Genomic DNA, 24,705 nt, shown 5'->3' on the forward strand with positions numbered 1-24,705 from the left:
CGTCCGCATCGAGAAGGCCGGGCTTCTCCGACCCCGGCTCGCCAAAACGCAACAGTTTCATCAAATCTCTCCTGGTTGCGGCCCGGTCAGACGGACCAGCCGCCGTCGATGTTGTAGGCTTGTCCGGTCGTGTAGGTCGCGCCCGCCAGATGGACGGCGAGATCGGCGATTTCCTCCGCCGTTCCCAGCCGGCCCATCGGCTGGCGGGCGATGAAGGCGGCGCGGGCTTTTTCATAGTCGCCCTGCGCGCGCATGCGCCCTTCCAGCGACGGGCTTTCCACCGTGCCGGGGCAGATGGCGTTGCAGCGGATGCCCCTGGCGACATAGTCGGCAGCGACCGCCTTGGTGAGCCCGATCACGGCCGCCTTGGTAAGGCCGTAGACGAAGCGGTTGGGCACGCCCTTCTGCGAACTCGCCACCGACGACATGTTGATGATGGCACCGTCGCCGCACTCCAGCATGCCGGGCAGCACGGCGCGGATGGTGCGCACCATGGCGCGCACGTTGAGGTCGACGGCGAAGTCGAACTCCTCGTCCTTCATTTCCAGGATGGTGCCGCCATGGACGAAGCCGGCGCAGTTGAACAGCACGTCCACCCGCCCGATCTCGGCGAAGGCGGCCTTGACGGCGGCATCATCGAGGACATCGAGCCTGCGGGTCACCAGACCGGGCGTTCCCTCCAGTTCGGCCATCACCTTCTCGTTGATGTCGGTGGCGACCACCTTGGCGCCGGCGGCCGCGAAGGCCAGCGCCGACGCGCGCCCTATCCCTTGCGCCGCGGCGGTGATGACGACGGTCTTGCCCTTCAGCTTCTCTGTCACGTCCTGTCTCCTCCGTCTCTCAAGCCGGCTTTGTCCGCCGCTCGACGATATAGATGCGATCCGCCGCCAGCACGACTTCGCTGCGCTGGTTGACGACCTCGATACGCTCGAGACGCATCGCGCCCCACCTTCCCGCGTCTTCGGGTCGGCAAAAATGACCCTCGCAATATCGCCCAATTCATTCACGAACAGTCAAGGCAATTCTTCTTCCCGACTTGCCGGTCTTGCGTATATGAAATGCAGGTCTCACCAGGGGAGATCGATGCGAGCGGGAAAACGGGGCCGTTGTCGCGCCCGCGCCGGCAAGGGCCGGATATCCTCCCACTGCCGGCGGGCAATCGCAGCTCGCCGGATCGGACGTGAAGCCGCCCGCATGATTCCTGTTTGAACGGTGCATTTTCTCGTGAGATGGTTCCGGTTGCGCACAGGAGAAGCCCATGATCGTCGACACCCATCTTCACCTGATCGACAAGACGGCGCTGCGCTATCCGTGGCTTGCCGGCGTGCCGGCGCTCGACCACGACTTTTCGCAGGAGGAATATGCGGCACAGGCGCGGCGAGCCGGCATCGAGGCGGCGCTGTTCATGGAGGTCGATGTCGACGCCGCCGACATCGAGGCGGAACTGGCCTATGTCAAAGGACTGGCGAAGGCCCCGGGAAGCCTGCTGCGCGGCGCCATCGTGGCGTGCCGGCCGGAGGAACCCGGCTTCGCCGCATGGCTGGAGAAGGTGCAGGCAAACCCCTTCGCCAAGGGATTCCGCCGCGTGCTGCACGTGGTGCCCGACGATGTTTCGGAGCGTCCGCTGTTTCGCGAAAACATCCGCCGCATCGCCGGGACCGGACTGACCTTCGACCTGTGCGTGCTGCCAGGGCAGATGCGCCAGGCCTTCGCCCTGGTCGACTCCGCGCCGGATGTGCAATTCGTGCTCGACCATTGCGGCGTGCCCGACATCAAGGGCAATGCCGAGCATCCATGGAAGGAGCAGATCGCCGAGATGGCGAAGCGGCCGAACGTGGCGGGCAAGATTTCTGGCGTCGTCGCCTATGCCGATCCGGCGACATGGACCGTCGAGACGCTACAGCCTTATGTCGGCCACACCATCGGCAGCTTCGGCTGGGATCGCGTCGTGTGGGGCAGCGACTGGCCGGTCTGCACCCTGGGCGGGGGCCTGCTCGACTGGGTCGCGGCGACGCACGCCCTGCTTGCCGGCGCCAGCGACGAGGAGCGCACCAAACTTCTGTCCGGCAACGCGAAACGGCTCTGGCGGCTGTAGGGGAATGCCGGCCGGCAGCCATGCGGCCGCGTGGAACGAAGCCGGTAGCCGGCCGGGACAGTCGCCCAAAATCAGGCCTTAAAGGCCGAGACGCGCTTCGGGGGCGATCAGTTTCTCGGCGGCAAGCTCGCGCCACAGGGCGTCGGGGATGTCCGTCTGCAGGCTGGCCACCGCCTGCTCGACCTCGCGCCTTGCGGCGCCGCCCGTCATCACGCAGGCCACCGCGGGATGGCCTATCGGGAAGCGCAGGGCGGCGTCGGCCAGCTTCAGCCCGTGCCGCTTGACCACCGCCTCGATGCGCCGCACGCGTTCAAGGATTTCCGGCGGCGCCGGATAGTAGTCGAACATCGCGCCTTCGACCGCGCCGGTGGCGAGGATGCCGGAATTGAACACGCCGCCAAGCACGATGCCGATGCCGCGCGCCTCGCACATCGGCAGGAACGTCTTGAGCGACTCCTGCCGGAGCAGCGAATACTGGCCGGCGAGCAGGAAGAGGTCGAAATCGCCGCGCGCGGCCAGCACCTCGCACGTCTGCCAGTCGTTGACCCCGGCGCCGAAGGCCTTGATGACCTTCTGGTCGCGCAGTTCGCTGAGCGCGCGATAACCGCCGGCCATCAGCGTGTCGATATGCGCGTCGCGCCGCTCGACACTGCCGTGATTGGAAAGATCGATGTCGTGGACATAGAGAATGTCGATGCGGTCGAGCCCCAGCCGCTCCAGCGAAAAGGCGATGGAGCGCATCACCCCGTCATAGCTGTAGTCGAAAACCTCGCGCCGCGACGGCGTGTCGAAGAAACGGTCGAGGCCGGTTCGCTCGTCCGGGGCACAGGGCTCCAGCAGCCGGCCCACCTTGGTCGAAAGCACGTAGTCGTCACGCGGCTTGTCGCGCAGGAACCGGTTCAGCCGGGTCTCCGCCAGCCCAAGCCCATAGAGCGGCGCGGTGTCGAAATAGCGGATGCCGGCTTCCCACGCTACGGCGAAGGCGCCGTCGGTTTCCTCGTCGGTGCGCGCTCGGTAGAGATTGCCGATGGCGGCGGTGCCGAGGCCGAGCTGCGTGAAGGGAATTTGCGCGCCCGAGGGCGCCGTGAAGATTTTCCGATGCATGACCGCTAGTCCTGCTGCGCCTGGTAGAGCGCCATGGCTTCCTCGAACGACGGCATGGACGGAGCCGTGCCCGCGCGGGTGACCGAGACACCGGCCACCGCGCAGCCGAACTTCACCGCCTCAAGCGGAGAATAGCCCTTGGCCAGCGCCGCCGCAAAGCCACCGTTGAAGGCATCCCCTGCCCCCGTCGTCTCCACGACCGGCCCGGCCGAAACCGCCGGAACATGGATCGACTGGTCCTGCGTTTGCAGCAGCGCGCCGCGTTTCCCGAGCGTGATGATCGCCGCCCGCGCGCCCTTCGCCAGCAGCGCCGCGGCGGCCGCCCTGGCATCATCGAGGCTTTCCACCGGCATTCCGGTCAGCGCCTCGGCTTCGGTTTCGTTGGGCGTGACATAATCGCAAAGCGCGTAGATCTCGGCCGGCAATTCGGCGGCCGGCGCCGGGTTGAAGACCGTCGTCACGCCGGCGTCGCGCGCTATCCGCAGAGCTCGGATGGCAGCATCGATCGGCTGCTCGAGCTGGGTGACGAATACGCTCGCCGCGCGGATCAGGCCGGCATTAGCGTCGATGTCGCCCGGAGAAATCAGCGCCGCCGCGCCGGGAGCGACGATGATGGCGTTGTCGCCCGTCTTGTCGTCGACGAAGATATAGGCGGCGCCCGTGTAGCTTTCCGGCGTGGCGATGGCGGCGGACTTCACTCCCACCTGCCGCCAGGTATCGTTGGCCATGTCGGCGAAGGTATCGACGCCGAGGCGGGTGATGAAATGCGTTTCCACGCCGAGCTTGGCAGAAGCCACAGCCTGGTTCGACCCCTTGCCTCCGGGGCCGAGCTTGAAGCCGAGCCCCAGAATGGTCTCGCCCATCGCAGGCTGGCGGTCGGCACGGTAGGCGGTGTCGGCGACGAAGACGCCGAGGACGACGACGGAACCGGCCATGCCGTTATTTCCCTTCCGGGGGGATGACGCCCTTGCGGAAGGCGAAGCAGCCGTAGAAGCGGCGCTCGCCGGTCTGGATCACGCAATAGGCCTGCTTGGCGCGCTCGTAGAACGCATAGCGCTCGACGCCGAGCATCGGCCATGACTTCCCTTCGGCGCGGTCGATGGCGCGCTGCACCTCCTGCTGCACCGGCGGCACCTCGTCCGGGTTGCCGACAATCTCCATGCGGCCGGCGGAATCCTCGACGAACGTATCGAGCGGATAGAGCGACAGGATGGCCTCCACGGCCTGCGCCGCCGTGACGTTGTCGATGCGCAGCAGGCGGCCGAGCCGCGTCTGCCGGGCAATCGAATCGGAAGGAAAATTGGTGTCGGCGATGATCAGGTCATCGCCATGGCCCATGGCGCGAAGCGCGTACAAGACATCCGCGTTGAGCAGCGGGCTAATTCCCTTGAGCATGGTTCCTCCTGCAAGCCGGTTCGGTCAAAGGCGCATGCCGCTCGCGGCATCGAAGACGTGGACATGGCCCGGCTTCGGCCTGATGCGGATATGGTCGCCGGGCCTGAAATCATGGCGGTCGCGAAACAGCGCGACGAGATCGATTTCGCCAGCCCGCGCATAGACCAGCGTTTCCGACCCGGTCGGCTCGACGACCGCGATGCGGACCTCGGCGCCCTCGTCGGACAGTTCGAAATGCTCCGGCCTCACGCCGTAGACCACCTTCTGCCCGTCCTCCAGGCGCTGGTCCGGCGCGGGAAAGCTGGCGCCCGCGACCTCGACACGGCGCCCGCCGTCGGCGACAGTGCCCTTGAGGCGGTTCATCGACGGCGAACCGATGAAGCCCGCGACGAACAGGTTGGCGGGGCGGTCGAACAGTTCCAGCGGCGCGCCGATCTGCTCGATGCGGCCGGCGTTCATCACCACGATCTTGTCGGCCATGGTCATGGCCTCGATCTGGTCGTGGGTGACGTAGATGGTCGTCGTCTTCAGCCGCTGGTGCAGTTCCTTGATCTCGGTGCGCATCTGCACGCGCAACTGGGCGTCGAGGTTCGACAGCGGCTCGTCGAAGAGAAAGACCCGCGGGTCGCGCACGATGGCGCGCCCCATCGCCACGCGCTGGCGCTGGCCGCCCGAAAGCTGGCGCGGATAGCGCTTCAGGAGCGGGGTGAGCTCGAGGATGTCGGCCGCCGAGCGCACCTTCTCGGCCACCACCTTGGGGTCGATCTTCTTGAGCTTCAGGGCAAAGCCCATGTTCTGCTCGACCGTCTTGTGCGGATAGAGCGCGTAGCTCTGGAACACCATGGCGATGTCGCGCCGTGCCGGCGACAGGTTGTTGACCGTCCGGCCGCCGATGGCGATGTCGCCGCCGGTCACGCTTTCGAGCCCGGCGATCATGCGCAGCAGCGTGGACTTGCCGCAGCCGGACGGGCCGACGAGCACGACGAACTGGCCATCCCGGATATCGATGCTGACGCCATGCAGCACCTGCGTCGCGCCATATGATTTGGTGACGTCACGGATCGCTACTTCGGCCATTCACCCGTCCTGATGTTCGCCAAGCCCGTTCATGCGGCGGGCTCTAATCTATCGCATCGCGGCGTTGACTCCGCAACGGGTTGTGACACTATTGAAACGAACATTATTGAAACTCTTGTTTCAGTAGTGAATTTTCGTGAGACCGCGAAAATGCGGCCGCCCTGGGAGGAAAATAAATGAAAGTCGGAATCTACGAGCAATTGGTACGGCGTGGCGCGACGCGGCGCGACGTCCTGAAGGGAGCCGCGAGCCTCGCGGCTCTGTCAGCCGCCTCGGCGACGGGGTTGGGAGCCCTGACCGGATCGGCGTCCGCGGATGAAGCGCTGCGCGCCGAGATCCTGCAGATACCCGGCGTCGGCAAGGGCTCGCCGACGGATGCCGACTGGCAGAAAGTCGGCGAACTGTGCCTCGGCGCGACCAAGGCGAGCGTCAAGGAAGGCGAGTTCGCCGGCGTCGAACTGACCTTCATGGGCCTCAACAACCAGAACCTGCACAACTTCCTGTTCCGCGGCTTCCTGAAGCCGTGGGAAGCCTATACCGGCGCGAAGATCAACTGGATCGACCTGGCGCAGGCCGACTACAACGCCCGCCTGCAGCAGTCGATCGCCACCGGGACCGTCGACTTCGACATCCTCGAAATGGGCGCGCCGTTCGAGGGCGATACCGCCGGCAAGGGCCTGCTCGACGAGATGCCCGACTGGGTGAAGAAACAGATCGAGATCGACGACCTCGTCGCCTACCTCAAGCCGCCGGTCGGCACGTGGGACGGCAAGACCTATCGCGTCAGCATCGACGGCGATTGCCACACCTTCTCCTACCGCAAGGACTACCTGTCTGACGCGGCTATCTCGGGCGCGACGGGCATGACCGAAATGCCGAAGACCTGGCAGCAGGTCGACGAATGGTCGAAGAAGATCAAGGGCCAGAAGGACCCGCTCACCGGGCAGGACGCCTTCGGCTTCCTCGATCCGCTGAAGGGCTGGGGCGGCTTCGGCTTCTATTTCCTCGAGGACCGCGCCACGGCCTATGCCAAGCATCCGAGCGATCCGGCATGGCTGTTCGACCCGGACACGATGAAGCCGCGGGTGAACAATCCGGCCTTCGTCCAGGCGATCCAGGACGTCATGGACCTGATCGCCGCCGGCGCCTATCCGGGCGACCAGATCAACGCCGACCCCGGCACCACGGCGTTCCAGCAGTTCCTCGCCGGCACCGGCGCGGGCCTGTGCTGGTGGGGCGACGTCGGCTCGATGGCGCGCACCTCCGACACCTCGGTGGTCGGCGATGTCGTCGCCTTCTCCGCCAATCCCGGCTCCGACAAGGTCTACAATTCCAAGTCCGGCGAATGGGAGACGCCGGAGGGCGGCAATTTCGCGCCCAACCTGGCCTATCTCGGCTGGGGCATCTACGTCACCAACCGCGTGTCGAAGGACGAGAAGAAGCGCAAGGCGGCCTGGTCGGCGGCAGCCCATCTCGGCGGCAAGGACCTGAGCCTGTGGACGGTCGCCTATCCGTCCGGCTTCCAGCCCTATCGCCAGTCGCATTTCAACTACGACGAATGGGAGAAGGCCGGCTACGACCGGGCCTATATCGAGAACTATCTCGGCTCGAACCTCGACAGCTACAACCATCCCAACGCCGCGATCGAGCCGCGTATCCCCGGTATCTTCCAGTACTACTCCGTCGCCGAGGACGAACTGGCGAAGGGCTATGCCGGCCAGTACAAGTCGGCGCAGGAAACGGCCGATGCGATCGCCGCCGCATGGGAGAAGATCACCGACCAGATCGGGCGTGAAAGCCAGATCAAGCTCTACAAGGCGTCGCTCGGCATGTGACGCCATTCCCGGGGCCGACGGTGCGGGCGCGTGACAGGCGCGCCCGTACCTGCCGCCTGCAAAGGCGGCCACGCATCCTGCCAGCACCGATCGAGAGCCAGGGAAGCCAGACCCGCAGATGAGCCAAGGCGATCTCCTTCATGTCGTCACCGAGGACGACATATCCGACGCCCGGCGCCGGTTCGGTCACGGCATCGTCTGGGCCTCGGCCGTCCTGCTGGCGGTGGTGGCGATCGCCCAATACATGCAGATGAGCGGCGCCCGGGACTTCGGCTTCCAGACATGGCGGCCGACCCTCTACGCCTATATCTTGTGGGCAGTCTGCCTGTGCTGGAGCAAGGTGCTCATCCATGGCGAGCACGGCAAGCGAACCCTGTTCGTGCTGCCGGCGGCGCTGTTCGTCGTCTCGCTCACCGTCTTTCCGCTGTTGTTCGGCATCATCATCGCGTTTTCCAACTGGAATCTCGCCTCGCCGCTCGGCCGGCAGTTCAACGGCCTCGACAATGTGCGCCAGATGTGGGCCGACCCCTTCTACTGGAACGCCCTGCGCAACATGGTGTGGTACACGCTGGCGATCCTCATCGAATATGTGATCGCCTTCGGGCTCGCCCTGCTTCTCAACGCCGAAATCAAGGCGCGCAAGTTCTTCCGGGTCGCCTTCCTGCTGCCGCTGATGCTGTCGCCGGTCGCGGTAAGCTGGATGGTCGGCAAGTCCATGCTGGAAATCCGATTCGGCCCCATCGCCAAGCTGGCACGCTGGCTCGGCTGGGAAAACCCGTCCTTCTTCGGCTCGCCCGAAGTCGCCCGCTTTACGATCATGGTCCTCGACGCGTGGACCTTCATCCCGTTCATGATGATCATGATCCTGGCCGGGCTGCAGGCGATCCCCAAGGACCTGACGGAGGCGGCGCGCGTCGACGGCGCCGGGCCGTGGAAGGCTTTTTGGGAGATCGTGTTCCCGCTGATGCTGCCGGTATCGGTGACCGCCATCCTGATCCGCATCATCTTCAAGCTCAAGCTGGCCGACATCGTCATCAACCTCACCGCCGGCGGACCGGGCGGCGCGACCGATACGGTGACCTCGTTCATCTTCCGGGAATATCGCGACCGCTCTAATGTCGGCTACGGCACGCTGCTGGCGATGGTCTATCTCGTCATCATCATCCTATTCATGACGATCCTGATGAAACTCGCTGAACGTTTCGCGGCGCCGCGCACATGACCAGCCAAGCCAGACATGACGACGAAACCGGAACGCCGCTTGTGCTGCGCCTGGGCGGCAAGGCCGGCATCTACCTCCTGCTCATCCTGTGGGCGGTGATCTGCCTGTTCCCCATCTACTGGACCATCACGACCAGCTTCAAGACGGCGCCCAACGTGATGAAGGGCGCGCTGATCCCGTGGCTCGACTACCAGCCGGCCTGGCTCGGCTGGCGCTCGCTCGGCCTGTCGCCGGAGACGATCGGCGCTTCCAGCACGGTGCGCGACGAATTCATGAAGCGCTTCATGAACTCCACCGTCGTCTCGATCACCTCGTCGGCCCTGGCGGTGATGCTCGGCTCGCTCGCGGCCTACGGCCTGTCGCGCTTTTCCTATCGCTTCGGCTTCATGAAGAACGCCGATATCTCGTTCTTCTTCCTGTCGCAGCTGATCCTGCCGCCGGTGGTGCTCGCCCTGCCGTTCCTCGTCCTCTACAAGGAACTGGCCCTGCTGGACACGCAGATCGGGCTGATCCTGCTCTATACGCTGATGGTGCTGCCGATCGTCATCTGGATCATGCGCGACCAGTTCTCGTCGATCCCGACCGAACTGGAGGAGGCAGCCCTGGTCGACGGACTGTCCATCTGGGGAGCCTTCTTCCGCGTCATCCTGCCGATTGCGCTCCCCGGCATGGTCGCCTCCTTCATCCTCAGCCTGGTGCTGACCTGGAACGAATATTTCTTCGCCGCGCTGCTGACCTCGACCCATGCCAACACCCTGCCGGTCATGGTCGCCTCGCAGACGGGCAGCCAGGGCATATCCTGGTGGTCGATGGCGGCGCTGTCCTTTGCCGCGATCCTGCCGCTGATCGTCATCGGCGTCGTGCTCGAGCGCTACCTCATCAAGGGCATGACCGCCGGCGCGGTGAAGTAGTCCTCACTCCAGGTTGGTGTGGCGCGCCCGCATCACCTCGTCGGTAACACCGAGGCGATGCTTCAGCTTCAGCACCATCGCCTCGAAGAGCACGAACATCGCGCCCTCGAACAGCGAGCCCATCGGAAAGGCCGAGCTTCGCTTCTCGCCGCGGTCGTCCGCCATCGTCTGCGCGGGGACGACGAGCAGGCGATCCGCCAGCCGCGCAGCGCTCCCCGCTGGCTGGGCGGTGATCAGCAGGACACCGGCGCCGGCATCGCGCGCGGTGCGCATCAAGGACAGGATTGTGGCGGTTTCGCCGGGCCCGGAACTGGCGAACAACAGGTCGCCTGCGCCGAGCGGCGGCGCCGTCATGTCGCCCGCGACCGAGACCGGCAGGCCGAGATGGAACAGCCGCATGGCAAAGCCCTGCATCTGCAGGGCCTCGCGCCCGCAGCCGCACACCACGATGCGGCCGGCCTCGGCAAGCATGGCGCAGGCGTCGTCGACGGCGCGCTCGTCGACGCGCGCGACCGTCAGGCGCAATTCATTCAGCAGGGCGTCCGTCAACGTGCTCATCCTGGCTCCGCCATCCGATGCGATGCGCCACCTTGGTCGAGCCCTGCGGCATTGGCAATGGTGCCATGCGGCAGGTTTGCCAATCCGCCCCGGCTCGCCACTTGCGAGCGCCGGCTTTCACCAATAAACGTCGCACATCATCCTTTGACCACGTGCTCGACCCCATGGCCAAGACCCTGACCCCTCGTCCTTCCACCGAAAGGAAGCGCTCCACCGCGCCGAAAGCGTCGCGAGGCGACAAGGAGCGCTACGGCGCGCCGGCGCTCGAAAAGGGCCTCGACGTGCTCGAACTGCTCGCCGGTCTTTCGCAGGGCGTGACCCAGAGCGAGATCGCGCAACTGCTCGGGCGCTCCCTGCAGGAAGTGTACCGCGTGGTCATGGTGCTGGAACGGCGCGGCTTCATCCAGCGCCGGCTGGGCGAGGACGGCTATTTCCTGTCCAACCGCATGTTCGACCTCGCCAACCGACACCCGCCCCTGTCGCGCCTCATCAACCTGGCGACGCCGCTGATGCACGAAGCCGCACGGTCGGCGACCCAGGCGCTGCACATGGCGATCCTCGACTCCACGTCGATCCGCATCGTGGCACAGGTCGACAGCCCGGCACCGTTCGGGTTTCGCTTGCGCGTCGGCACCAAGAACCCGGCGATGGCGACCGCCTCGGGGCGGTTGCTCGTGGCGCTGCAGACGCCGGTGGTGCAGGACTGGGTGATGGAGGACATGCGCCGCAACTGGGCGCCGCAAGAGGCCGAGGCGCTGGCCCGCCGGGCCCGGCTGATCCGCTCCAGGGGCTACGAGATGGTAACCGGCGAAAGCCTGCAGGGCATCACCGATGTCAGCTTTCCGCTGATCGACGGCAGCGGAGTCGCGCAGGCGGCGCTGACGATGCCGTACCTGGCGGCGACCAGACAGACGGTCGGCTTCGACGAGGCCTGCGAGATCGTGTTCCGCGCCGCCGAGACGATCACCCGCATGCTGGGCGGCGAGCCGCCGAAAATCAGTTTCCCGCTGGCACGGATCGCCGCCAGACGGCCGCCCAGCAGGCCCGGCTGATTCCCCGCCCCTCAAGTCCGGTGTTCGAAAACCAAATCGAGCCATAGAGGCTCGCCGTTCGCGTCGACGATCTCGTCGAATATATGCGACATGGATGCCGTCCATTTGGCCTGGATCGCGCTCGCCGCGCTGACGCGCGCGGCGTGGTCGTAGCCCCATTTCGTACGCAGGCTGCTGACGACCAGGTCGCCGCGCCGCCAGATGCGGTAGTCGCAGAAACCTGCCTCGTCGAGCAGCGCGATGATTTCGGGCCAGACCGCCCGGTGCGCCCGGTCGTATTCGGGGCCCATGCCCGGCTTCAGCCGATAAAGAAAAACCAGCGGCTCCTCGCGCCGTTCGACCGGAGCCGTCATCGCCGTTCGACCGGAGCCGTCATCGCCCCTCTCCCTCGTCCGCCGCTTCCGGCACGACGCCGCCGAGCCGGCTCGATTTCAGCCCGGCATCGACCAGAAGCATGGTCTTCAGCGCATCGTGCACGTCCGTGACCAGCCGCGCGTCCTCGCCCGCCGCGAAGCGCTGCAGATTGGCCATGACATAGGCGAAGGAATCCGGAGCGCGCTCGCCCGTCAGCGGCAAGGCCGTCCAGGGCTGCCTTTCATGGCAGATTTCGAGACGCTCCGGCTGCGGCCGCAGATAGTCCAGCAGATAGCCAACGGTCACGTGCGCCGCGCCCTTCATGCCCTCGACCCGGATGGTGGCATCGGTGTGACGCGGGCCATGGCCATAGGTGTGGTTGAGCGACAGGCAGCAGCGAACGCGGTCGCCATAGTCGAGGATGATGCTGGAACGGGCATCTGCCTGGTTGCCGTAGCGCGGGTGCTTCACCGACCTGGCGTAGATGCTGCGCGGCTCACCGATGAGGCCGCGGATCCAGTCGAGATAGTGGATCGAATGCAGCGGTATCTCGACGGCCTCCAGCCTGGGGATGAACGACCAGAGTTCCCACGGCATGTAGACCGCCAGATGCACGTCGACATCGACGATGTCGCCGAACAGGCCCTTGTCGACGGCGTCGCCGATCGCCAGCATCGACGGCGTGAACCGCAACTGGAAATTGGTCGCCGCGACGATGGCGCGCGCGTCGAGTTCGGCAACGATGCGGCGGGCCGTGGCGCCGTCCGGCCCGAGCGGCTTCTGGATGAGCACGGTGGCGCCGTGCGGCAGTTGCCGCACCGTCTCCAGCACCGCCTCGGGCGGCAGCGCCAGGTCGAACACGCCCTCGCTGCCGCAGGCGGCGATCGCTTCCTCCAGCGAGGCATGCACGACAGGCACATCGAAATCGCGCGCCAGGAGCCGGGCGGCTTCGCCGTTGAGGTCGAACACGCCGGCGACCGGCAGGCCCGCCTTCCGGTAGGCCGGCAGATGCGCCTCGCGGACGATCCCGCCGCAGCCGACGATGGTGATCGGGCGCGGGCGCGAAGGCATCGGCCACGCCTGCCGCAACCCGGCCAGGGTGTCGGATATCCCGTTCATGATCGTCGATCCGGCCGCATGAGGAATTCACCCCTTATATCATTAGCAAAAACCGACATTGATATCTGGTAGTTTTTCCTGTGTAGTGTGTCAATCAACGGAGGACTTCGCAGGCATGCCGATCGAGGCCGAGGAACTTCACCCGCACGCGGCGCGCCTTATGCGCGAAGGCATCGACCCGGCCACCCTGGCCAGCCGCACGACACGGCTTCTGACCGACGAAACCATGGCGGAAGGCGCGTTCTCCATCTCGGCCGCTGGTGAGACCATCGAAGTGCGCGGCGGGCCGTTCTCGGGCGTCATCTACGGCGCGCAGGAACTCGTCGCGCGGCTCGGCCGCAGCCTCGATATCTCGGTCCTCGCCGCCGGCCCGATCTCGGACGCGCCCGGCCTTGCCTACCGCACCTTCTGGACCTGGGACCATTCCACCAACTGGGAACTGTCGCAGATCGGCCAGCAGGAAATCGGCGTCTTCAACCCCTACCAGAAGCCGCCGTCCGGCTTTCTTGCCGACTACAAGCGGCTGGTGGACTATTGCTCGGCCAACCGCATCGGCGCCATCGTGCTCTACGGTTTCCTGCGCAACAGCCATGGCGGCATCGAGGCGGCGCAGGAGCTTTGCCGCTATGGCCGCGAACACGGCGTGCGCATCATTCCCGGCATCGCCATCGGCGCCTATGGCGGCGTCTACTGGGAAGGCAACCATCGCTACAACCTGTCGACCTGGCTGAAGGAAAACCCGCAGCACAAGGCGCAGTTCAGCAAGGACATCGGCTTCCAGCTCGCCGACCTCGATTTCCCGCTGAACTTTCCCCATTCCGACTACACCGTGACCGCCTGCCCGAGTTCACCCGAGGTGATGGACTGGATGGAGGAAGCGGTCACGTGGCTGGCCGAGACCTTCGACATCGGCGGCATCAACATCGAAAGCGGCGACTACGGCGTCTGCGATTGCCCGCGCTGCAAGGCGCGCCGCGCCAACGACGCCGAAGCCGCCCGCCGCGCCAGGGAATATGGCGACAGCTGGTCCCATTCCGACATGGCGGCGAATTTTCCCCGGCTCTACCGCGCGGCCAAGGCGGTGAAGCCGGACCTGTGGATCTATTGCGAGATGCAGTGGGACAATCTGCTGGAGCCGGTGGCGGCGAGCGCGCAGGCCGCCCTGCCCACAGGCGGCATCTACCAGCACACCGTCAACCGCAGCTACTGGAAGCGGCTGCGCGAGGCGCTGCCAGCCGGCTATGTGGAGACGCTGCCGACGCAGCCGAACGTCCTGCGCTGCCAGTTCGCCTGCCAATGGAACGGCGACGCCCGCACCGAGCGCTACACGCTCAACGCCCGCGACTTCGCCGACATGAACCGGCAAGGCTACCGGATGGGCATGAAGGGGCTCACCGTCTGGGGCGAGCCATCCGACTACAACGGAGCGACCGAAATCAGCTACCTGGCTTTCGCCCGCTTCGGCTGGAATCCGGACCTGACCTGGGACGACTTCATCGCCCGCGACGTCGCGCCGCTGTTCGGCGGGGCGCAAGCCGCGCAGCGCTTCATCGCCATCACCGAGGAGATCGACGCAGAGGCGCGACTTCCACCGCAACGGCTCGAAGAACTGATGGGCGAAGTCGTCTCCGCCCTGGCGAAATCGGAACCGGAGCCGCGCCGGCGCTGGCTGTCGCTCGCCGACCGCATCGGCCGCCGCCAGCATATGGGGCATTAGCGGCCGGGGAAAGCGAAGCGACGATGACCGGCCGCCATGGCGCGCCGCACCGTCAGGCGAGACCTTCCGGCCCGGCGCCGCATACCAGCGCGCAAATCTTCTGGCCGGCGGAAAACCGCAGCACGCCCTTGCGCAGCGCCGCCGCTGCCGCAGCCCCGCTCAAATCCGCCGCCAGCCCCATCTCGAACCACAGCCAGCGCGCCGCCTCCAGCATGTCGTCGTCGTCGATCAGCACTACCTCGTCGATCAGCTCCCGCGAGGTCGCGAAGACATCGCGATCAGTCTCGGCGCAGGCCATGGTGGCGACGCGCGTGGTCACCTTGTCGAGCTTCACGACATGGCCGGCGGCCAGAGAGGCATGGAAGGTCGGCGCGCCGGTCGGCTCGATGCCGATGATGCGGATCGAGGGCTTCAGCGCCTTCAGTGCCACCGCCATGCCGGTGATCAACCCGCCGCCGCCGATGGCGATCAGGACGGCATCGAGGTCCGGCTGCTGCTCCAGCAGTTCCAGCGCCAGCGTGCCCTGCCCCGCCACCACGTAGGGATCGGCGAAGGGGTGGAAATAGGCGCAGCCCTTGTCATGGGCGAAGGCCAGCGCGCTGAGGTTGGTTTCGTTCCAGACCGAGCCGACGACTTCGACCGTCGCGCCCCATTTGCGCAGCTTCTCGATCTTGGCCTGCGTGACGTTGGTCGGCACGAAGATGGTCGCCGGCACGCCGGCCAGTTTCGCCGCCCGCGCGACGGCGAGGCCGTGATTGCCGCCCGAGGCAGTGGTTACCCCGCGCGCCATGTCCTGAGGCGGCGTCGCCAGCAGCTTGTTGGTGGCACCGCGCGCCTTGAAGGAACCCGTCACCTGCAGGCATTCGAGCTTCAGCCAAAGCTCGGCCTCGGTAACCGGCGCGCTCAACGCATCCACCTGGACCAGCGGCGTGCGGCGCACATGCGGCGCGATCCGTTGGCGCGCCTGACGGATGTCGTCCAGTGTGATCATCGTCAGTCCTCGAGTGGGGAAGCCACCACCAGGCAGCAATTGCCGGGACGCACGCGCCCCGGGTGGCGTTTGCCGTAAACTACCCCGCTCGCGCCGAAGCGCAACTCGACCGGTTCGCGGCCCGGATTTTCCAGGAAATGGATGCGGCCGGCCGGCTCGCCTTCCCGCACCGTCGCGCCAAGTTCGTGAAAGGGCTCGAAAATGCCGGCTTCGGACGCCATCACATAGGACGAGGTGCCGCCGATGGTATGGAAGCCGGCCGCGTCCGGCCCCTTTTCCTGCGCGCCCTCCAGCACGCCCAGATGGCGCAGCACGTTGTGCACGCCGCGCCGGCAGATGCGCACCGCGTCGGGCGTGACCGTGCCGGTGCCCGCCATTTCCGTCCCGACGGTGACCAGGCCTGCGCGCACGGCGGTGGAAGTGGAGGTACGCGGATCGCCGAAGTTGGAAATCTGCACCTTGAAGGGGGCCTGGAACGCCTCGACCGCCGCCCGGTTGCGGGCGTCGAGCTGCGGATCGTCGCAGGGTTCGAGCACCGCGCTCGGGATGATCGACAGCGACGAGCCGCCCGAATGAAGGTCGACGAAGGCATCGGCCAGCGGATAGAGCACGCTGCTGACATAGTGCGAAATCTGCTGCGTGGTCGAGCCCAGCGGATCGCCCGGAAAGGTGCGGTTGAAGTTGAGGTCGTCGAGCGGCGAGACGCGGCGGCTGGCCTCGACCGCCGGCAGGTTGATGGCGGGCACGATGACCAGACGGCCGTTGACAGTCGCGGGATCGAGGTCGCGGATGATCTCGCCGAGAACGATCGGCCCCTCATACTCGTCGCCGTGGTTGCCGCCCTGCAGGATCACGGTCGGGCCCGAGCCGTTGCGGATCACCGTCAGCGGGACCCGGATCACGCCCCAGGCATCGTCGTGGACGGACGAGGGAAAATTGACGAAGCCTACCTGCTTGCCGTCCCTGTCGAGATCGATATCGGTAAAGCCGATGGAGCGCGTCACGCCTGACCTGCCTGCCCGGCCAAGGGCCGGTCGCGGCCGACCTCGCCGGTCCTTCTATATATGAAATATCGATTTGACATAAGATATCCTCACCGACTTGCTGTCAAGCTTGGCGCCGTCGCCAGTACTCGTCCGATGGGGCGGCGATCGAGCCGTGAACGATCCTGCACGAATGGGGGTTCCGGCAGACGAGGATGGGGGCGGCGACCGACGCTGGCGCATCAGGCTCCGCCAGCGATAATGGCCGTCCAAGCGCGTTCCCGGCCTAAGCGGCCTTCGCGGAAGCGGCGGCCGATCCGCCGGCCAGGCGACCGAACACCGTGCCCGCCATCAGGCCGGTGCCGCCCGGGTAGTTGAAGTAGAACAGCCCGCCGACGAGTTCGCCGGCGGCGAACAGCCCCTCGATCGGAACCAGGTCCACGTCCAGGACCTGGGCGCTGTCGTTGACCCGCAGGCCGCCGAAGGTGAAGGTAACCCCGCAGCCGACCTGGAACGCCTGGAACGGGCCATCCTCGATCGTGTTGGCCCAGTTGGTCTTGTTGATCTGTAGCCCCGTGGTGCCGCGCCCGTCCTTGACGTTCGGATTGAAGGCGATCTCCTTTTTGATCGCGGCGTTGTAGGCGCGAATTTCCTCCAGCGCGGCGGCCGCGTCGACCCCTTCCAGCTTGCCGACGAGCTCTTCGAGCGTATCGGCCTTCACGGTCGTCACCTGCTTGATCCGGTACTCGTCGCGCAAAAGGTGGGCGACCTTCGAGTCGAAAATCTGCCAGGCGAAATTACCGGGCTGCTCGAGGATGACGCGGCCGTATTTGGCGTAGGTGTAGTTGCGGAAGTCCGCGCCCTCGTCGACGAAACGGCGACCCTCGGCATTCACCATGATCCCGAACGGATAGGAGTGCTTCTGGAAGCCGTCGCCGACATCGAGGTCCCCGAACTCCGGCGCGTTGAAATCCCAGCCCACGGCGTGGCAGCCAGACCAGTTGCCATAGACGGCCGCGCCGATGGCCTGCGCCATCTTGATGCCGTCGCCGGTGTTGAACCGCGAGCCGCGGACCTTGGCCAGTTCCCAGTTCGGGCCGAGATACTGGGTGCGCATCTGCGGGTCGGCCTGAAAGCCGCCGCTGGCGAGCACCACGGATTTCGCCGCGATCTGATAGGTCTCGTTGCCGCGCTTGACGGTAACGCCGCTGATGCGGCCCTTCTCGGTCAGCAGGCCGGTCACCCGGCAGCCATAGCGGATGTCGATGCCCTTCGAGCGCGCGATCTGCGTCTCGCTGTCGACCAGGCCGGGGCCGCCGCCCCACGCCTCGACGGTCAGCCCGCCCCAGAACTTGAACCTGCCGTCCACCTTGAACGCCTGGCGGCCATAGATCGGCTGGAAGCGCACGCCCTTCGAGCGCAGCCATTTGATCGTGTCGAAGGAGCGGCGCACGAGGATTTCGCACAGCACCGGATCGGAACGGTAGCGGGTGACACGGAACATGTCGTCGAAGAACTGGTCCTCGGTATAGGAGCCGAAATCCGTGCGGTCGATCTCTTCCTGGGTAAGATCAGGCATGACCTCCAGAAGGTCCTCCACGCCACGATAGGCGAAGCGGATCGCGCCCGCCGTGAACCGGCTGTTGCCGCCGTTCTCGGCCTCGGGCGCGCGCTCGAGCACGATCACCTTGGCCCCCCTCTCCTCCGCCGCCAGCGCGGCACTGAACGCCGCGTTGCCAGCGCCCACCACAACCACATCGCAGGTATCCATGCTCGTCTCTCCTTATAATGTATACATTCGTATGCAATTATGAGGACCGAGGCAAGCGGCTTTTTGAACGAGGTTTTGAAAAGGCGGTAACAGGCCGATGGCAACGCCCGACCGAAATCGAGCGGCCGTTCGATGCGGGCCCGTCTAGGCCAGCCCCGTGATTGGGTGCAGGGATTTATTTCTCGCGGAAGGAAGCAACGGTCAGCGGAGCGTAGGGCGCAGGCCGAAGTGCCTCGTGGCACTGGCCAATCCGAGGTCGAGCGCAATGGCAGGGTCAGGGGACGGCCGGCCTGCCGACCAGTCTGCAAGGGATTGAATCTATCCGATCAGCTGCTTTGGCCGTAACGACGCCGAGGCGCCAAGAGTGCGAATGACCAAAAGCAACCCGCCCGAGGAGGCGCAACGCTACCGGGAGGGCGTATTCGTTGAAACGAAAAGACCCCGGACGATGCCGGGGTCTGACATATCAAGCTGTGGCCGATCAGAACTTGTAGGCGACGCCGACAGTGCCGGTGTGGAGCTTGGTCTTGACGTCAGAACCACCGCCCCAATCCTTGGAACCGAAGTCGTAATAGCGATACTCGGCCCGGCCGACCAAATTGTCGGTGAACGCATATTCCAGACCCGCGCCGGCAGTCCAACCCACATAGGTCTCGGTCTCCTTGGGATCACCCGCCTCCTTGGCGTAAGCCTTCGCATAGGCCACGCCAGCGGTAGCGAAAGGCAGGAAACGATCGACAGCCAGACCGACGCGCGCCCGGGTCGATCCGTACCAGTCGAAGCCGAACTCGCCATCGACGCCGAGGATGTTGCCCTTCTTTTTTACGTCCGAGTAATTGAAATCGGTCTCCAGGCCGTAGACGAAATTGCCGTGCTGGAAATTCCATCCCGCATAACCGCCCGCGACAAAACCATCGGCATCGATGCTTACGCGCCCGGGCCCGAAATCGCTGGAAGCTTCACCTGCGCCATAGCCAAGCTGAACGCCGAGATACGGGCCCGACCAGTCGTAAACGGCAGCCGGCGCTACGGGGGCGTAGTCCTGGCTCACGACCGCATCCGCGGCAAAAGCCGTCGAAACGCCGAGCGAGAGAACAACGGCAGCAGACGCGCCAAAAAGATACTTTGCAGTCATGAGTCCAAGCCCTTCCGAACTGATAGCGAATAAATACGCGGAATGGTTGCAAGAGTCTGTCACATAAATATCACATTACCCGCATTTCCCTCGTTTCTCTCCCCGCACCAACACCGTCAGGTTCCAGCCGAGCAGGGCATCTTGTCGTCCGGCGGCACCTGCCATTCGGCGAAACGGCCAGTCTATACGGGCCGTGCCGGACAGGATGGACCGCCGCTTCGGCACGCCGTAGGTTGGCCGCTCACGCGTTCATCCGGAAAGGACCCGTCGATGATCAAGGGGATCGCCCTCCTGCTGCTGTTTCAGTTGATCGGGGAAAGCATCGTGTTCAGCTCCGGCATGCCGCTGCCGGGCCCGGTCGTGGGGCTGGTGCTGCTGTTCGTGGCGATGCAACTATGCAAGGCGATGGGCCTCGGCCTGTTTTCCGAAGCCGAAACGGCGGCCGACGGCTTCCTCGCCAATCTCGGCCTGCTGTTCGTGCCGGCCGGGGTCGGCATTGTGGCGCTCTGGGGCGAATTGCAGAGCCAGGCCGGCATCCTGCTCGCCATTCTCGTGGCTTCCGCGATCCTGACGCTGGCGGCCACCGTATGGACCTTCATCGCCGTGCAGCGGCTGGTGGGACGGGAATAGGCCCATGAAGCGCCCGGCGGAACTTTGGGTCTACCTGTCCACCTCGCCGCTGCTGTGGCTGACCCTTACCCTGTTCGCGTGGCTCTTTGCCGTCGCCATCTCCACGCGGCTGAAACGCCACCCCCTGGCCAATCCGGTGCTGATTTCCATCGTGCTCCTGGCCGGCGCCCTGCGGCTGTCCGGCGAGCCCTACGAAAAATTCTTCGCCGGCGCCCAGTACATCCACTTCCTGCTCGGCCCGGCGACGGTGGCGATCGCGGTGCCGCTGTTTCGCCAATGGCGGCAGGTGAAGCGCGCACTCCTGCCGATGGTCGCCGCCCTCGTCGTCGGCTCCTTTACCGCCGCGCTGTCGATCATGCTGATGGGGGCATGGGGCGGGCTTTCGCGCGACGTGCTGATCGCCTTCCTGCCCAAGTCGGCGACTGCCGGCGTGGCGATGGCGATCTCGGAATCGCTGGGCGGCAATCCGTCGCTCACCGCCGTTCTGGTCGTGCTCACCGGCATCGTCGGCGCGCTCGTGGTCACGCCGCTCATGAACGCCATGCGCATCAGGGACTATGCCGCGCGCGGCTTTGCGGTCGGACTGACCTCGCACGGGATCGGAACCGCGCGTGCCTTCGACGTCGACCAGACCGCCGGGCTTTTCGCCGGCATCGCCATGGCGCTCAACGCCATCGCGACCTCGCTGGTCGTGCCGCTCATCGTGCGGCTGTTCCTGTAGATCCCCGGGCCCCCGGCCGGTCAGGCGCCGGCCGGATCCTCTCCCGGCTTGACCGTCATCACGTCCTGCCAGTCCGGATGCTTGCGGTACTGTGCCCGCACATAGGGGCAGACCGGCATGATCCGGAGCCCATTCTTGCGGGCATCTTCCACCATGAACGACACCAGGGCGGCCGCAGCACCGGTGCCGCGCATCGTTTCCGGCGCGCCGGTGTGGTCGGCGCTGATGAGGCCCGGGCCCCGCTTGGTGAAGGTGATCTCCGCTTCGCCCTCGACGCCGTCGATGCGGGCCACGTAGCGCCCCCGGCGCCCGTCGCCGTCTTCCCGGGAAAGTTCGATCTCAGCCATGCTCTTCTCCGTTCTCGCGCAGCAACCACTGCCTCGCCAGCGCCTCGTCGTCCGCCACCAGGTCGTGGCCGGCGTCGACGCTGCGCAGGTCCAATTCAGCGCCGTTTGCCCTGAACCACTCCGCCAGCGCCGGCGCGCCCTTGCCGAAGGGGTCGCGCGCGCCAGCCACCATCAGCACGCTCGTGCCTTCCAGATCCGTGGGCGGCAACGTCTCCAGCACCGGGATGGCACGCAGCAGCACCGCCCGGCGGACGGCCTGCGGGTAAAGCGCCATGACGGCGGCGGCGAAATTCGCCCCATTGGAATGGCCGAGGAAGGTGAGGCGCGAGCTATCTAGCCCGTAGGCGGAAAGCGCGCCCTCGACAAAGGCCGCGAACGCCTCGGCTTCGGCGCGAATGTCGGGCTGGTCGAAGCTGATCGCCGTCAGCCGGCGAAACCAGCGGGCGTTTCCTTCTTCATGGCTGCGCCCGCGTACGCCAAGCAGTGTGGCGCGCGGCGAAATGCGCCGGGCCAGCGGCATCAGGTCGGCCTCGTTGCCGCCGCTGCCATGCAGCAGCACGATCGTGCTGCCGTCGGGGTCGTCCGGCACATGGAAGCGGTGCACGAAGGGCAGGTCGCGCGGCACCATGCGCGGCTCGCCCGGCAGGGAGAACTGCGGCAGCATGACCGCGATATCCTGCGCCCTCTCCTTGTCGTGCGGCGGCACCAGCAGCGTCTCGCCGAGGCGCTCGGCTTTCTCGTCGACCGTAAAGCCCGGCCCGTCGGTGGCAAGTTCGATCAGCGTGCCGCCCGGCTCGCGCACATAGAGCGAGGTGAAATATTTGCGGTCATGCACATTGGTCGCGGACGAGTTGAGCCGCGCCAGCGCCTTCTCCTCGGCGCGGACGGCCGCCACGTCCGGCGCGCGGAACGCGACATGATCGGCCGTGCCGGTGCCCGGTATGCCCGGCACATAGCCGGAAACATCGCGGATATCGACGGCATCGGTGTCGGAAACCATCCGCATCGTGTTCTCGACACGCGGGCCGGGCCGGTAGCCGAAGCGGCCGACGAAACCTGCCGTCTCCTCCGGCGTCTCGGTCAGGATCGTCACCGCGCGCAACCGGCGCGGGGCCACCGCCTCATCGCCCCAGGGCTGCGCGGCGGCAAGGTCGGCGCCCACCAGCTTGACGATGATCCCGTCGGGGTCCTTCATCCGCAATACCGGCTCACCGAATTCGCGCGACGGTCCCTCGAACGGCACGCCGGCGCGCAAGGCCCGCGTCATCCATTCGCCAAGGCTGTCGGGCGGCACGGCAAGGGCGATTTCCGAAACCTGGCCGGTACCGACACGCCCCGGCGCGCCGTCCTCCCAGACCAGGAACGTCACCAGCGAGCCGGGCGAACCGAGGCGATCGCCGTAGAACAGGTGGAGTTGCAGGCCGTCCTCATAGCCGCCGGTGCGCTTGACCAGGCGCAGGCCGAGGAAGCCGACATAGAAATCGACATTGGCCTGCACATGGCGCGTGATCAGCGTGACATGGTGGATGCCGCTGGCGGCTCGCTCGCTCAAGCGGCTGCTCCCGGAATGGTACGCATCATCGGAAAACTCACGGCTACAGGATCGACGCCGCGCAGGGTGCCACGTCGCGGCATAGCTTTCCAGTGCCGCGATGACGCTGACGGCAGGCACGCAAGTGGTTCTACAGGCTTTTCCCAGAGGCCCTATGCGCGGGCCCTGATGTCGGCTACCGGTCCGATGCCTCGTCAGGCCGGCCATGAGCCGGAAATGCCATTCAGAAGAGTCTCCTTTCTTGCCGCTTTATCCTTCGCTCACCCAGCACCTCAAATCCGCGGACCTGTTCGGCGCCCTCGACCGCGTGCCGGCACTCGGCGCGCCGGCCGGCAAACGAACGTTCCAGGTCTTCAATCCGTCGACCGGGGAACTGCTGGCGGAACTGCCCGACATGGGCGTCCAAGAGACCCGCGCGGCCATCGACAAGGCCTATGTCGCGCAGGAAAAATGGGCTGCGCTGACGGCGCGCGAGCGCAGCGACACGCTGTGGCGCTGGCATGAACTGATCGTCACCCATACCGACGACCTCGCCGCCATCCTCACCGCCGAGATGGGCAAGCCACTTGCGGAATCCAGATCCGAAGTCCTGCACGCCGCCGCCTACCTGCAATGGTATGCGGAGGAGGCAAACCGGATTTACGGCGAGACGATCTCCGCGCCGTCGACTGACCGCCGCATGCTGGTGATCAAGCAGCCGATCGGCGTCGTCGGCACGATAACGCCGTGGAACTTTCCGGCCTCGATGGTGGCGCGCAAGATTTCGCCGGCTCTCGCCGCGGGCTGCACGATCGTGCTGAAGCCGGCCGAGCAGACGCCGCTCGTCGCCGGGGCGATGTTCGCGCTGGCCGCGAAGGCCGGCTTCCCTGACGGTGTCGTGAACCTCGTCTACGCCTCCGAAGGGGATGCGGTGGGGCGCGAACTGTGCGGCAACCCGAAAGTACGCAAGATCAGCTTCACCGGCTCGACCGAGGTCGGACGGCTGCTGATGCGCCAATGCTCGGACCAGATCAAGAAGGTCAGCCTCGAACTCGGCGGCAATGCGCCTTTCATCGTCTTCGACGACGCCGATGTCGATGCCGCCGTGGACGGCGCGATCCAGGCGAAATTCCGCAACGCCGGCCAGACCTGCGTTTCCGCCAACCGCCTCTATGTCCAGTCGGGCGTGCATGACGAGTTCGTCGCCAAGTTCGTGGAACGGGTTCGAGAGCTTTCGGTCGGCGACGGCTTCGGGGAAGGCGTCGCCATCGGGCCGCTGATCGACCGGCAGGCGCTCGCCAAGATCGAGGCGCATGTCGCCGATGCCGTGGCGAAAGGCAGCGCCATTCGCTGCGGCGGGCAGCGAATCGGCTCCGACGGCACGTTCTTCCAGCCGACGGTGCTGACCGGCATCTCCAGCGACATGAAGGTGGCGCGGGAGGAGACGTTCGGGCCGCTGGCGCCGATCATCCGTTTCGAGGACCCGGATCAGGTGGTGCTCGCGGCCAACGACACGATCTACGGGCTGGCCGCCTATTTCTATGCTTCCAACCTGCAACGCGTCTGGCGCGTGGCCGAGGCGCTCGAATACGGCATGGTCGGCATCAATACCGGTCGCATGTCCTCTGAGGCGGCGCCCTTCGGCGGCGTGAAGCAGTCCGGCATCGGGCGGGAAGGGTCGCGCCACGGGCTCGAGGATTATCTGGAAATGAAATATCTGTGCATGGGCGGCATCTGAGCCGCCTGGCCACGCCCGTTGCCTGCCCTGAAAAGGGAACCCGGCCGCCTCGCGGAGCGCTGCCGGTGATTTCAGCCCTGTCAGGAACCAACCCGTCCGGATGGCATTTGATACCCTGAAGGGAGATCGAGCCATGCCCGACCCGCGCGAACCCAATCCAGACGATGTCGTACCGGTACCCGGCCGGGAACCGCCGCCGGTCCAGGAGCCCGAGCCTGACCGGTTGCCGGACGAGGAGCCGAACCCGAACCCCGACGAGACACGCGACCCGCCGATCCGCACCGGCGGGGGAACGCCGCCAAGGCCGGTGCCCGACCCGGTGCCGCCGACGCCTCCGGGCCCGCTTCCCGATCCCGGCCCTGACCCGGCGCCGATACCGACCCGGCGCGGACGCTGACCGGCCCGCGCCGCTTAACGGG

At 66.1% G+C, this 24,705-nt stretch carries 24 protein-coding genes; 10 read left to right on the forward strand and 14 right to left on the reverse strand.

The features are described from left to right. Positions 1-86: 86 nt before the first annotated feature. Positions 87-821 (reverse strand): SDR family oxidoreductase, encoded by a 735-nt coding sequence (locus ACFOHJ_RS06815; RefSeq protein WP_378219734.1) that lies wholly within the window; start codon positions 819-821, stop codon positions 87-89. Positions 822-1,258: 437 nt separating this feature from the next. On the opposite strand from ACFOHJ_RS06815, the gene ACFOHJ_RS06820 reads away from it, so the two are divergent. Then, a complete protein-coding gene (locus ACFOHJ_RS06820; protein WP_378219735.1) occupies positions 1,259-2,095 on the forward strand; it encodes an amidohydrolase family protein in 837 nt (278 codons plus the stop codon). 78 nt (positions 2,096-2,173) lie between these two features. On the opposite strand, the gene ACFOHJ_RS06825 is transcribed toward ACFOHJ_RS06820, so the two are convergent. Genes ACFOHJ_RS06825 through ACFOHJ_RS06840 form a run of 4 tightly spaced genes read right to left on the reverse strand, consistent with a single transcriptional unit; the run spans position 2,174 to position 5,671 of the window. Continuing rightward, the gene (locus ACFOHJ_RS06825; protein ID WP_378219736.1) at positions 2,174-3,199 is read right to left on the reverse strand and encodes an aldo/keto reductase; all 1,026 of its coding nucleotides are present in this window, start codon (positions 3,197-3,199) and stop codon (positions 2,174-2,176) included. 5 nt (positions 3,200-3,204) lie between these two features. Further along, entirely contained in the window at positions 3,205-4,134 is a 930-nt protein-coding gene (gene rbsK / locus ACFOHJ_RS06830; protein ID WP_378219737.1) for a ribokinase, read from the reverse strand. Between the two features lie 4 nt (positions 4,135-4,138). Beyond that, a complete protein-coding gene (locus tag ACFOHJ_RS06835) occupies positions 4,139-4,594 on the reverse strand; it encodes an RbsD/FucU family protein (RefSeq protein WP_378219738.1) in 456 nt (151 codons plus the stop codon). A gap of 24 nt (positions 4,595-4,618) precedes the next feature. Next, positions 4,619-5,671 carry an ABC transporter ATP-binding protein gene (locus ACFOHJ_RS06840; RefSeq protein WP_378219739.1) on the reverse strand — a complete coding sequence of 351 codons (1,053 nt, stop codon included), beginning with the start codon at positions 5,669-5,671 and terminating at the stop codon, positions 4,619-4,621. Positions 5,672-5,847: 176 nt separating this feature from the next. Here ACFOHJ_RS06840 and ACFOHJ_RS06845 point away from each other — a divergent pair, with 176 nt between their 5' ends. The 3 genes from ACFOHJ_RS06845 to ACFOHJ_RS06855 all read left to right on the forward strand — a co-directional run bounded on the left by ACFOHJ_RS06845 (position 5,848) and on the right by ACFOHJ_RS06855 (position 9,639). Further along, on the forward strand, positions 5,848-7,506 hold the full coding sequence (locus ACFOHJ_RS06845; RefSeq protein ID WP_378219740.1) for an extracellular solute-binding protein: 1,659 nt from the start codon (positions 5,848-5,850) through the stop codon (positions 7,504-7,506). A gap of 118 nt (positions 7,507-7,624) precedes the next feature. Beyond that, positions 7,625-8,728: a carbohydrate ABC transporter permease gene (locus ACFOHJ_RS06850; RefSeq protein WP_378219741.1), complete on the forward strand. Its 1,104-nt coding sequence runs from the start codon at positions 7,625-7,627 to the stop codon at positions 8,726-8,728. Continuing rightward, positions 8,725-9,639, forward strand: a complete 915-nt coding sequence (locus ACFOHJ_RS06855; protein ID WP_378219742.1) for a carbohydrate ABC transporter permease — start codon at positions 8,725-8,727, stop codon at positions 9,637-9,639. The genes ACFOHJ_RS06850 and ACFOHJ_RS06855 overlap by 4 nt, the downstream gene beginning before the upstream one ends. 3 nt (positions 9,640-9,642) lie before the next feature. Here the strand turns inward: ACFOHJ_RS06855 and hxlB are convergent, their stop codons facing one another. After that, positions 9,643-10,197, reverse strand: a complete 555-nt coding sequence (gene hxlB, locus ACFOHJ_RS06860; RefSeq protein ID WP_378219743.1) for a 6-phospho-3-hexuloisomerase — start codon at positions 10,195-10,197, stop codon at positions 9,643-9,645. A 164-nt stretch (positions 10,198-10,361) separates the two neighbouring features. Here hxlB and ACFOHJ_RS06865 point away from each other — a divergent pair, with 164 nt between their 5' ends. After that, complete coding sequence (locus ACFOHJ_RS06865) at positions 10,362-11,249, forward strand: IclR family transcriptional regulator (RefSeq protein ID WP_378219744.1); 888 nt, start codon at positions 10,362-10,364, stop codon at positions 11,247-11,249. Between the two features lie 11 nt (positions 11,250-11,260). Here the strand turns inward: ACFOHJ_RS06865 and ACFOHJ_RS06870 are convergent, their stop codons facing one another. Both ACFOHJ_RS06870 and ACFOHJ_RS06875 read right to left on the reverse strand, forming a co-directional pair. After that, positions 11,261-11,602: an L-rhamnose mutarotase gene (locus ACFOHJ_RS06870; protein ID WP_378219745.1), complete on the reverse strand. Its 342-nt coding sequence runs from the start codon at positions 11,600-11,602 to the stop codon at positions 11,261-11,263. 19 nt (positions 11,603-11,621) lie between these two features. Continuing rightward, positions 11,622-12,722 carry a Gfo/Idh/MocA family protein gene (locus ACFOHJ_RS06875; RefSeq protein WP_378219746.1) on the reverse strand — a complete coding sequence of 367 codons (1,101 nt, stop codon included), beginning with the start codon at positions 12,720-12,722 and terminating at the stop codon, positions 11,622-11,624. Between the two features lie 115 nt (positions 12,723-12,837). On the opposite strand from ACFOHJ_RS06875, the gene ACFOHJ_RS06880 reads away from it, so the two are divergent. After that, entirely contained in the window at positions 12,838-14,439 is a 1,602-nt protein-coding gene (locus ACFOHJ_RS06880) for a hypothetical protein (protein WP_378219747.1), read from the forward strand. A gap of 52 nt (positions 14,440-14,491) precedes the next feature. On the opposite strand, the gene ACFOHJ_RS06885 is transcribed toward ACFOHJ_RS06880, so the two are convergent. The 4 genes from ACFOHJ_RS06885 to ACFOHJ_RS06900 form a co-directional block, all read right to left on the reverse strand. Next, positions 14,492-15,430 (reverse strand): threonine ammonia-lyase, encoded by a 939-nt coding sequence (locus ACFOHJ_RS06885; protein ID WP_378219748.1) that lies wholly within the window; start codon positions 15,428-15,430, stop codon positions 14,492-14,494. A 2-nt stretch (positions 15,431-15,432) separates the two neighbouring features. Further along, positions 15,433-16,434 carry a succinylglutamate desuccinylase/aspartoacylase family protein gene (locus tag ACFOHJ_RS06890; protein WP_378219749.1) on the reverse strand — a complete coding sequence of 334 codons (1,002 nt, stop codon included), beginning with the start codon at positions 16,432-16,434 and terminating at the stop codon, positions 15,433-15,435. A gap of 265 nt (positions 16,435-16,699) precedes the next feature. Then, positions 16,700-18,184, reverse strand: a complete 1,485-nt coding sequence (tcuA, locus tag ACFOHJ_RS06895) for an FAD-dependent tricarballylate dehydrogenase TcuA (RefSeq protein WP_378219750.1) — start codon at positions 18,182-18,184, stop codon at positions 16,700-16,702. A gap of 481 nt (positions 18,185-18,665) precedes the next feature. After that, complete coding sequence (locus tag ACFOHJ_RS06900; protein WP_378219751.1) at positions 18,666-19,319, reverse strand: outer membrane protein; 654 nt, start codon at positions 19,317-19,319, stop codon at positions 18,666-18,668. Positions 19,320-19,589: 270 nt separating this feature from the next. Between ACFOHJ_RS06900 and ACFOHJ_RS06905 the strand changes: the two genes are divergently transcribed. Continuing rightward, positions 19,590-19,949: a CidA/LrgA family protein gene (locus tag ACFOHJ_RS06905; protein WP_378219752.1), complete on the forward strand. Its 360-nt coding sequence runs from the start codon at positions 19,590-19,592 to the stop codon at positions 19,947-19,949. A 4-nt stretch (positions 19,950-19,953) separates the two neighbouring features. Then, positions 19,954-20,670, forward strand: a complete 717-nt coding sequence (locus tag ACFOHJ_RS06910; protein ID WP_378219753.1) for an LrgB family protein — start codon at positions 19,954-19,956, stop codon at positions 20,668-20,670. Positions 20,671-20,690: 20 nt separating this feature from the next. Here ACFOHJ_RS06910 and ACFOHJ_RS06915 read toward each other — a convergent pair whose 3' ends face one another. Further along, positions 20,691-21,017, reverse strand: a complete 327-nt coding sequence (locus ACFOHJ_RS06915) for a GNAT family N-acetyltransferase (protein ID WP_378219754.1) — start codon at positions 21,015-21,017, stop codon at positions 20,691-20,693. Beyond that, complete coding sequence (locus ACFOHJ_RS06920) at positions 21,010-22,569, reverse strand: VOC family protein (protein WP_378219755.1); 1,560 nt, start codon at positions 22,567-22,569, stop codon at positions 21,010-21,012. Before ACFOHJ_RS06920 ends, ACFOHJ_RS06915 begins: the two co-directional genes overlap by 8 nt. A gap of 205 nt (positions 22,570-22,774) precedes the next feature. On the opposite strand from ACFOHJ_RS06920, the gene ACFOHJ_RS06925 reads away from it, so the two are divergent. Then, a complete protein-coding gene (locus ACFOHJ_RS06925; protein WP_378219756.1) occupies positions 22,775-24,286 on the forward strand; it encodes an NAD-dependent succinate-semialdehyde dehydrogenase in 1,512 nt (503 codons plus the stop codon). A gap of 100 nt (positions 24,287-24,386) precedes the next feature. Then, positions 24,387-24,683: a hypothetical protein gene (locus ACFOHJ_RS06930; RefSeq protein WP_378219757.1), complete on the forward strand. Its 297-nt coding sequence runs from the start codon at positions 24,387-24,389 to the stop codon at positions 24,681-24,683. The last annotated feature ends 22 nt before the right edge of the window (positions 24,684-24,705 follow it).

The sequence above is a fragment of the Aquamicrobium soli genome (assembly GCF_042646345.1).
GTDB lineage: Bacteria > Pseudomonadota > Alphaproteobacteria > Rhizobiales > Rhizobiaceae > Mesorhizobium > Mesorhizobium soli_A.

What these genes read in the sequence shown, in the direction of transcription:
- ACFOHJ_RS06820 (WP_378219735.1), top strand. Translation starts at nt 1,259, where the DNA reads ATGATCGTCGACACCCATCTTCACCTGATCGACAAGACGGCGCTGCGC.
- ACFOHJ_RS06825 (WP_378219736.1), bottom strand. Translation starts at nt 3,199, where the DNA reads ATGCATCGGAAAATCTTCACGGCGCCCTCGGGCGCGCAAATTCCCTTC.
- rbsK (WP_378219737.1), bottom strand. Translation starts at nt 4,134, where the DNA reads ATGGCCGGTTCCGTCGTCGTCCTCGGCGTCTTCGTCGCCGACACCGCC.
- ACFOHJ_RS06835 (WP_378219738.1), bottom strand. Translation starts at nt 4,594, where the DNA reads ATGCTCAAGGGAATTAGCCCGCTGCTCAACGCGGATGTCTTGTACGCG.
- ACFOHJ_RS06840 (WP_378219739.1), bottom strand. Translation starts at nt 5,671, where the DNA reads ATGGCCGAAGTAGCGATCCGTGACGTCACCAAATCATATGGCGCGACG.
- ACFOHJ_RS06845 (WP_378219740.1), top strand. Translation starts at nt 5,848, where the DNA reads ATGAAAGTCGGAATCTACGAGCAATTGGTACGGCGTGGCGCGACGCGG.
- ACFOHJ_RS06850 (WP_378219741.1), top strand. Translation starts at nt 7,625, where the DNA reads ATGAGCCAAGGCGATCTCCTTCATGTCGTCACCGAGGACGACATATCC.
- ACFOHJ_RS06855 (WP_378219742.1), top strand. Translation starts at nt 8,725, where the DNA reads ATGACCAGCCAAGCCAGACATGACGACGAAACCGGAACGCCGCTTGTG.
- hxlB (WP_378219743.1), bottom strand. Translation starts at nt 10,197, where the DNA reads ATGAGCACGTTGACGGACGCCCTGCTGAATGAATTGCGCCTGACGGTC.
- ACFOHJ_RS06865 (WP_378219744.1), top strand. Translation starts at nt 10,362, where the DNA reads ATGGCCAAGACCCTGACCCCTCGTCCTTCCACCGAAAGGAAGCGCTCC.
- ACFOHJ_RS06870 (WP_378219745.1), bottom strand. Translation starts at nt 11,602, where the DNA reads ATGACGGCTCCGGTCGAACGGCGCGAGGAGCCGCTGGTTTTTCTTTAT.
- ACFOHJ_RS06875 (WP_378219746.1), bottom strand. Translation starts at nt 12,722, where the DNA reads ATGAACGGGATATCCGACACCCTGGCCGGGTTGCGGCAGGCGTGGCCG.
- ACFOHJ_RS06880 (WP_378219747.1), top strand. Translation starts at nt 12,838, where the DNA reads ATGCCGATCGAGGCCGAGGAACTTCACCCGCACGCGGCGCGCCTTATG.
- ACFOHJ_RS06885 (WP_378219748.1), bottom strand. Translation starts at nt 15,430, where the DNA reads ATGATCACACTGGACGACATCCGTCAGGCGCGCCAACGGATCGCGCCG.
- tcuA (WP_378219750.1), bottom strand. Translation starts at nt 18,184, where the DNA reads ATGGATACCTGCGATGTGGTTGTGGTGGGCGCTGGCAACGCGGCGTTC.
- ACFOHJ_RS06900 (WP_378219751.1), bottom strand. Translation starts at nt 19,319, where the DNA reads ATGACTGCAAAGTATCTTTTTGGCGCGTCTGCTGCCGTTGTTCTCTCG.
- ACFOHJ_RS06905 (WP_378219752.1), top strand. Translation starts at nt 19,590, where the DNA reads ATGATCAAGGGGATCGCCCTCCTGCTGCTGTTTCAGTTGATCGGGGAA.
- ACFOHJ_RS06910 (WP_378219753.1), top strand. Translation starts at nt 19,954, where the DNA reads ATGAAGCGCCCGGCGGAACTTTGGGTCTACCTGTCCACCTCGCCGCTG.
- ACFOHJ_RS06915 (WP_378219754.1), bottom strand. Translation starts at nt 21,017, where the DNA reads ATGGCTGAGATCGAACTTTCCCGGGAAGACGGCGACGGGCGCCGGGGG.
- ACFOHJ_RS06925 (WP_378219756.1), top strand. Translation starts at nt 22,775, where the DNA reads ATGAGCCGGAAATGCCATTCAGAAGAGTCTCCTTTCTTGCCGCTTTAT.
- ACFOHJ_RS06930 (WP_378219757.1), top strand. Translation starts at nt 24,387, where the DNA reads ATGGCATTTGATACCCTGAAGGGAGATCGAGCCATGCCCGACCCGCGC.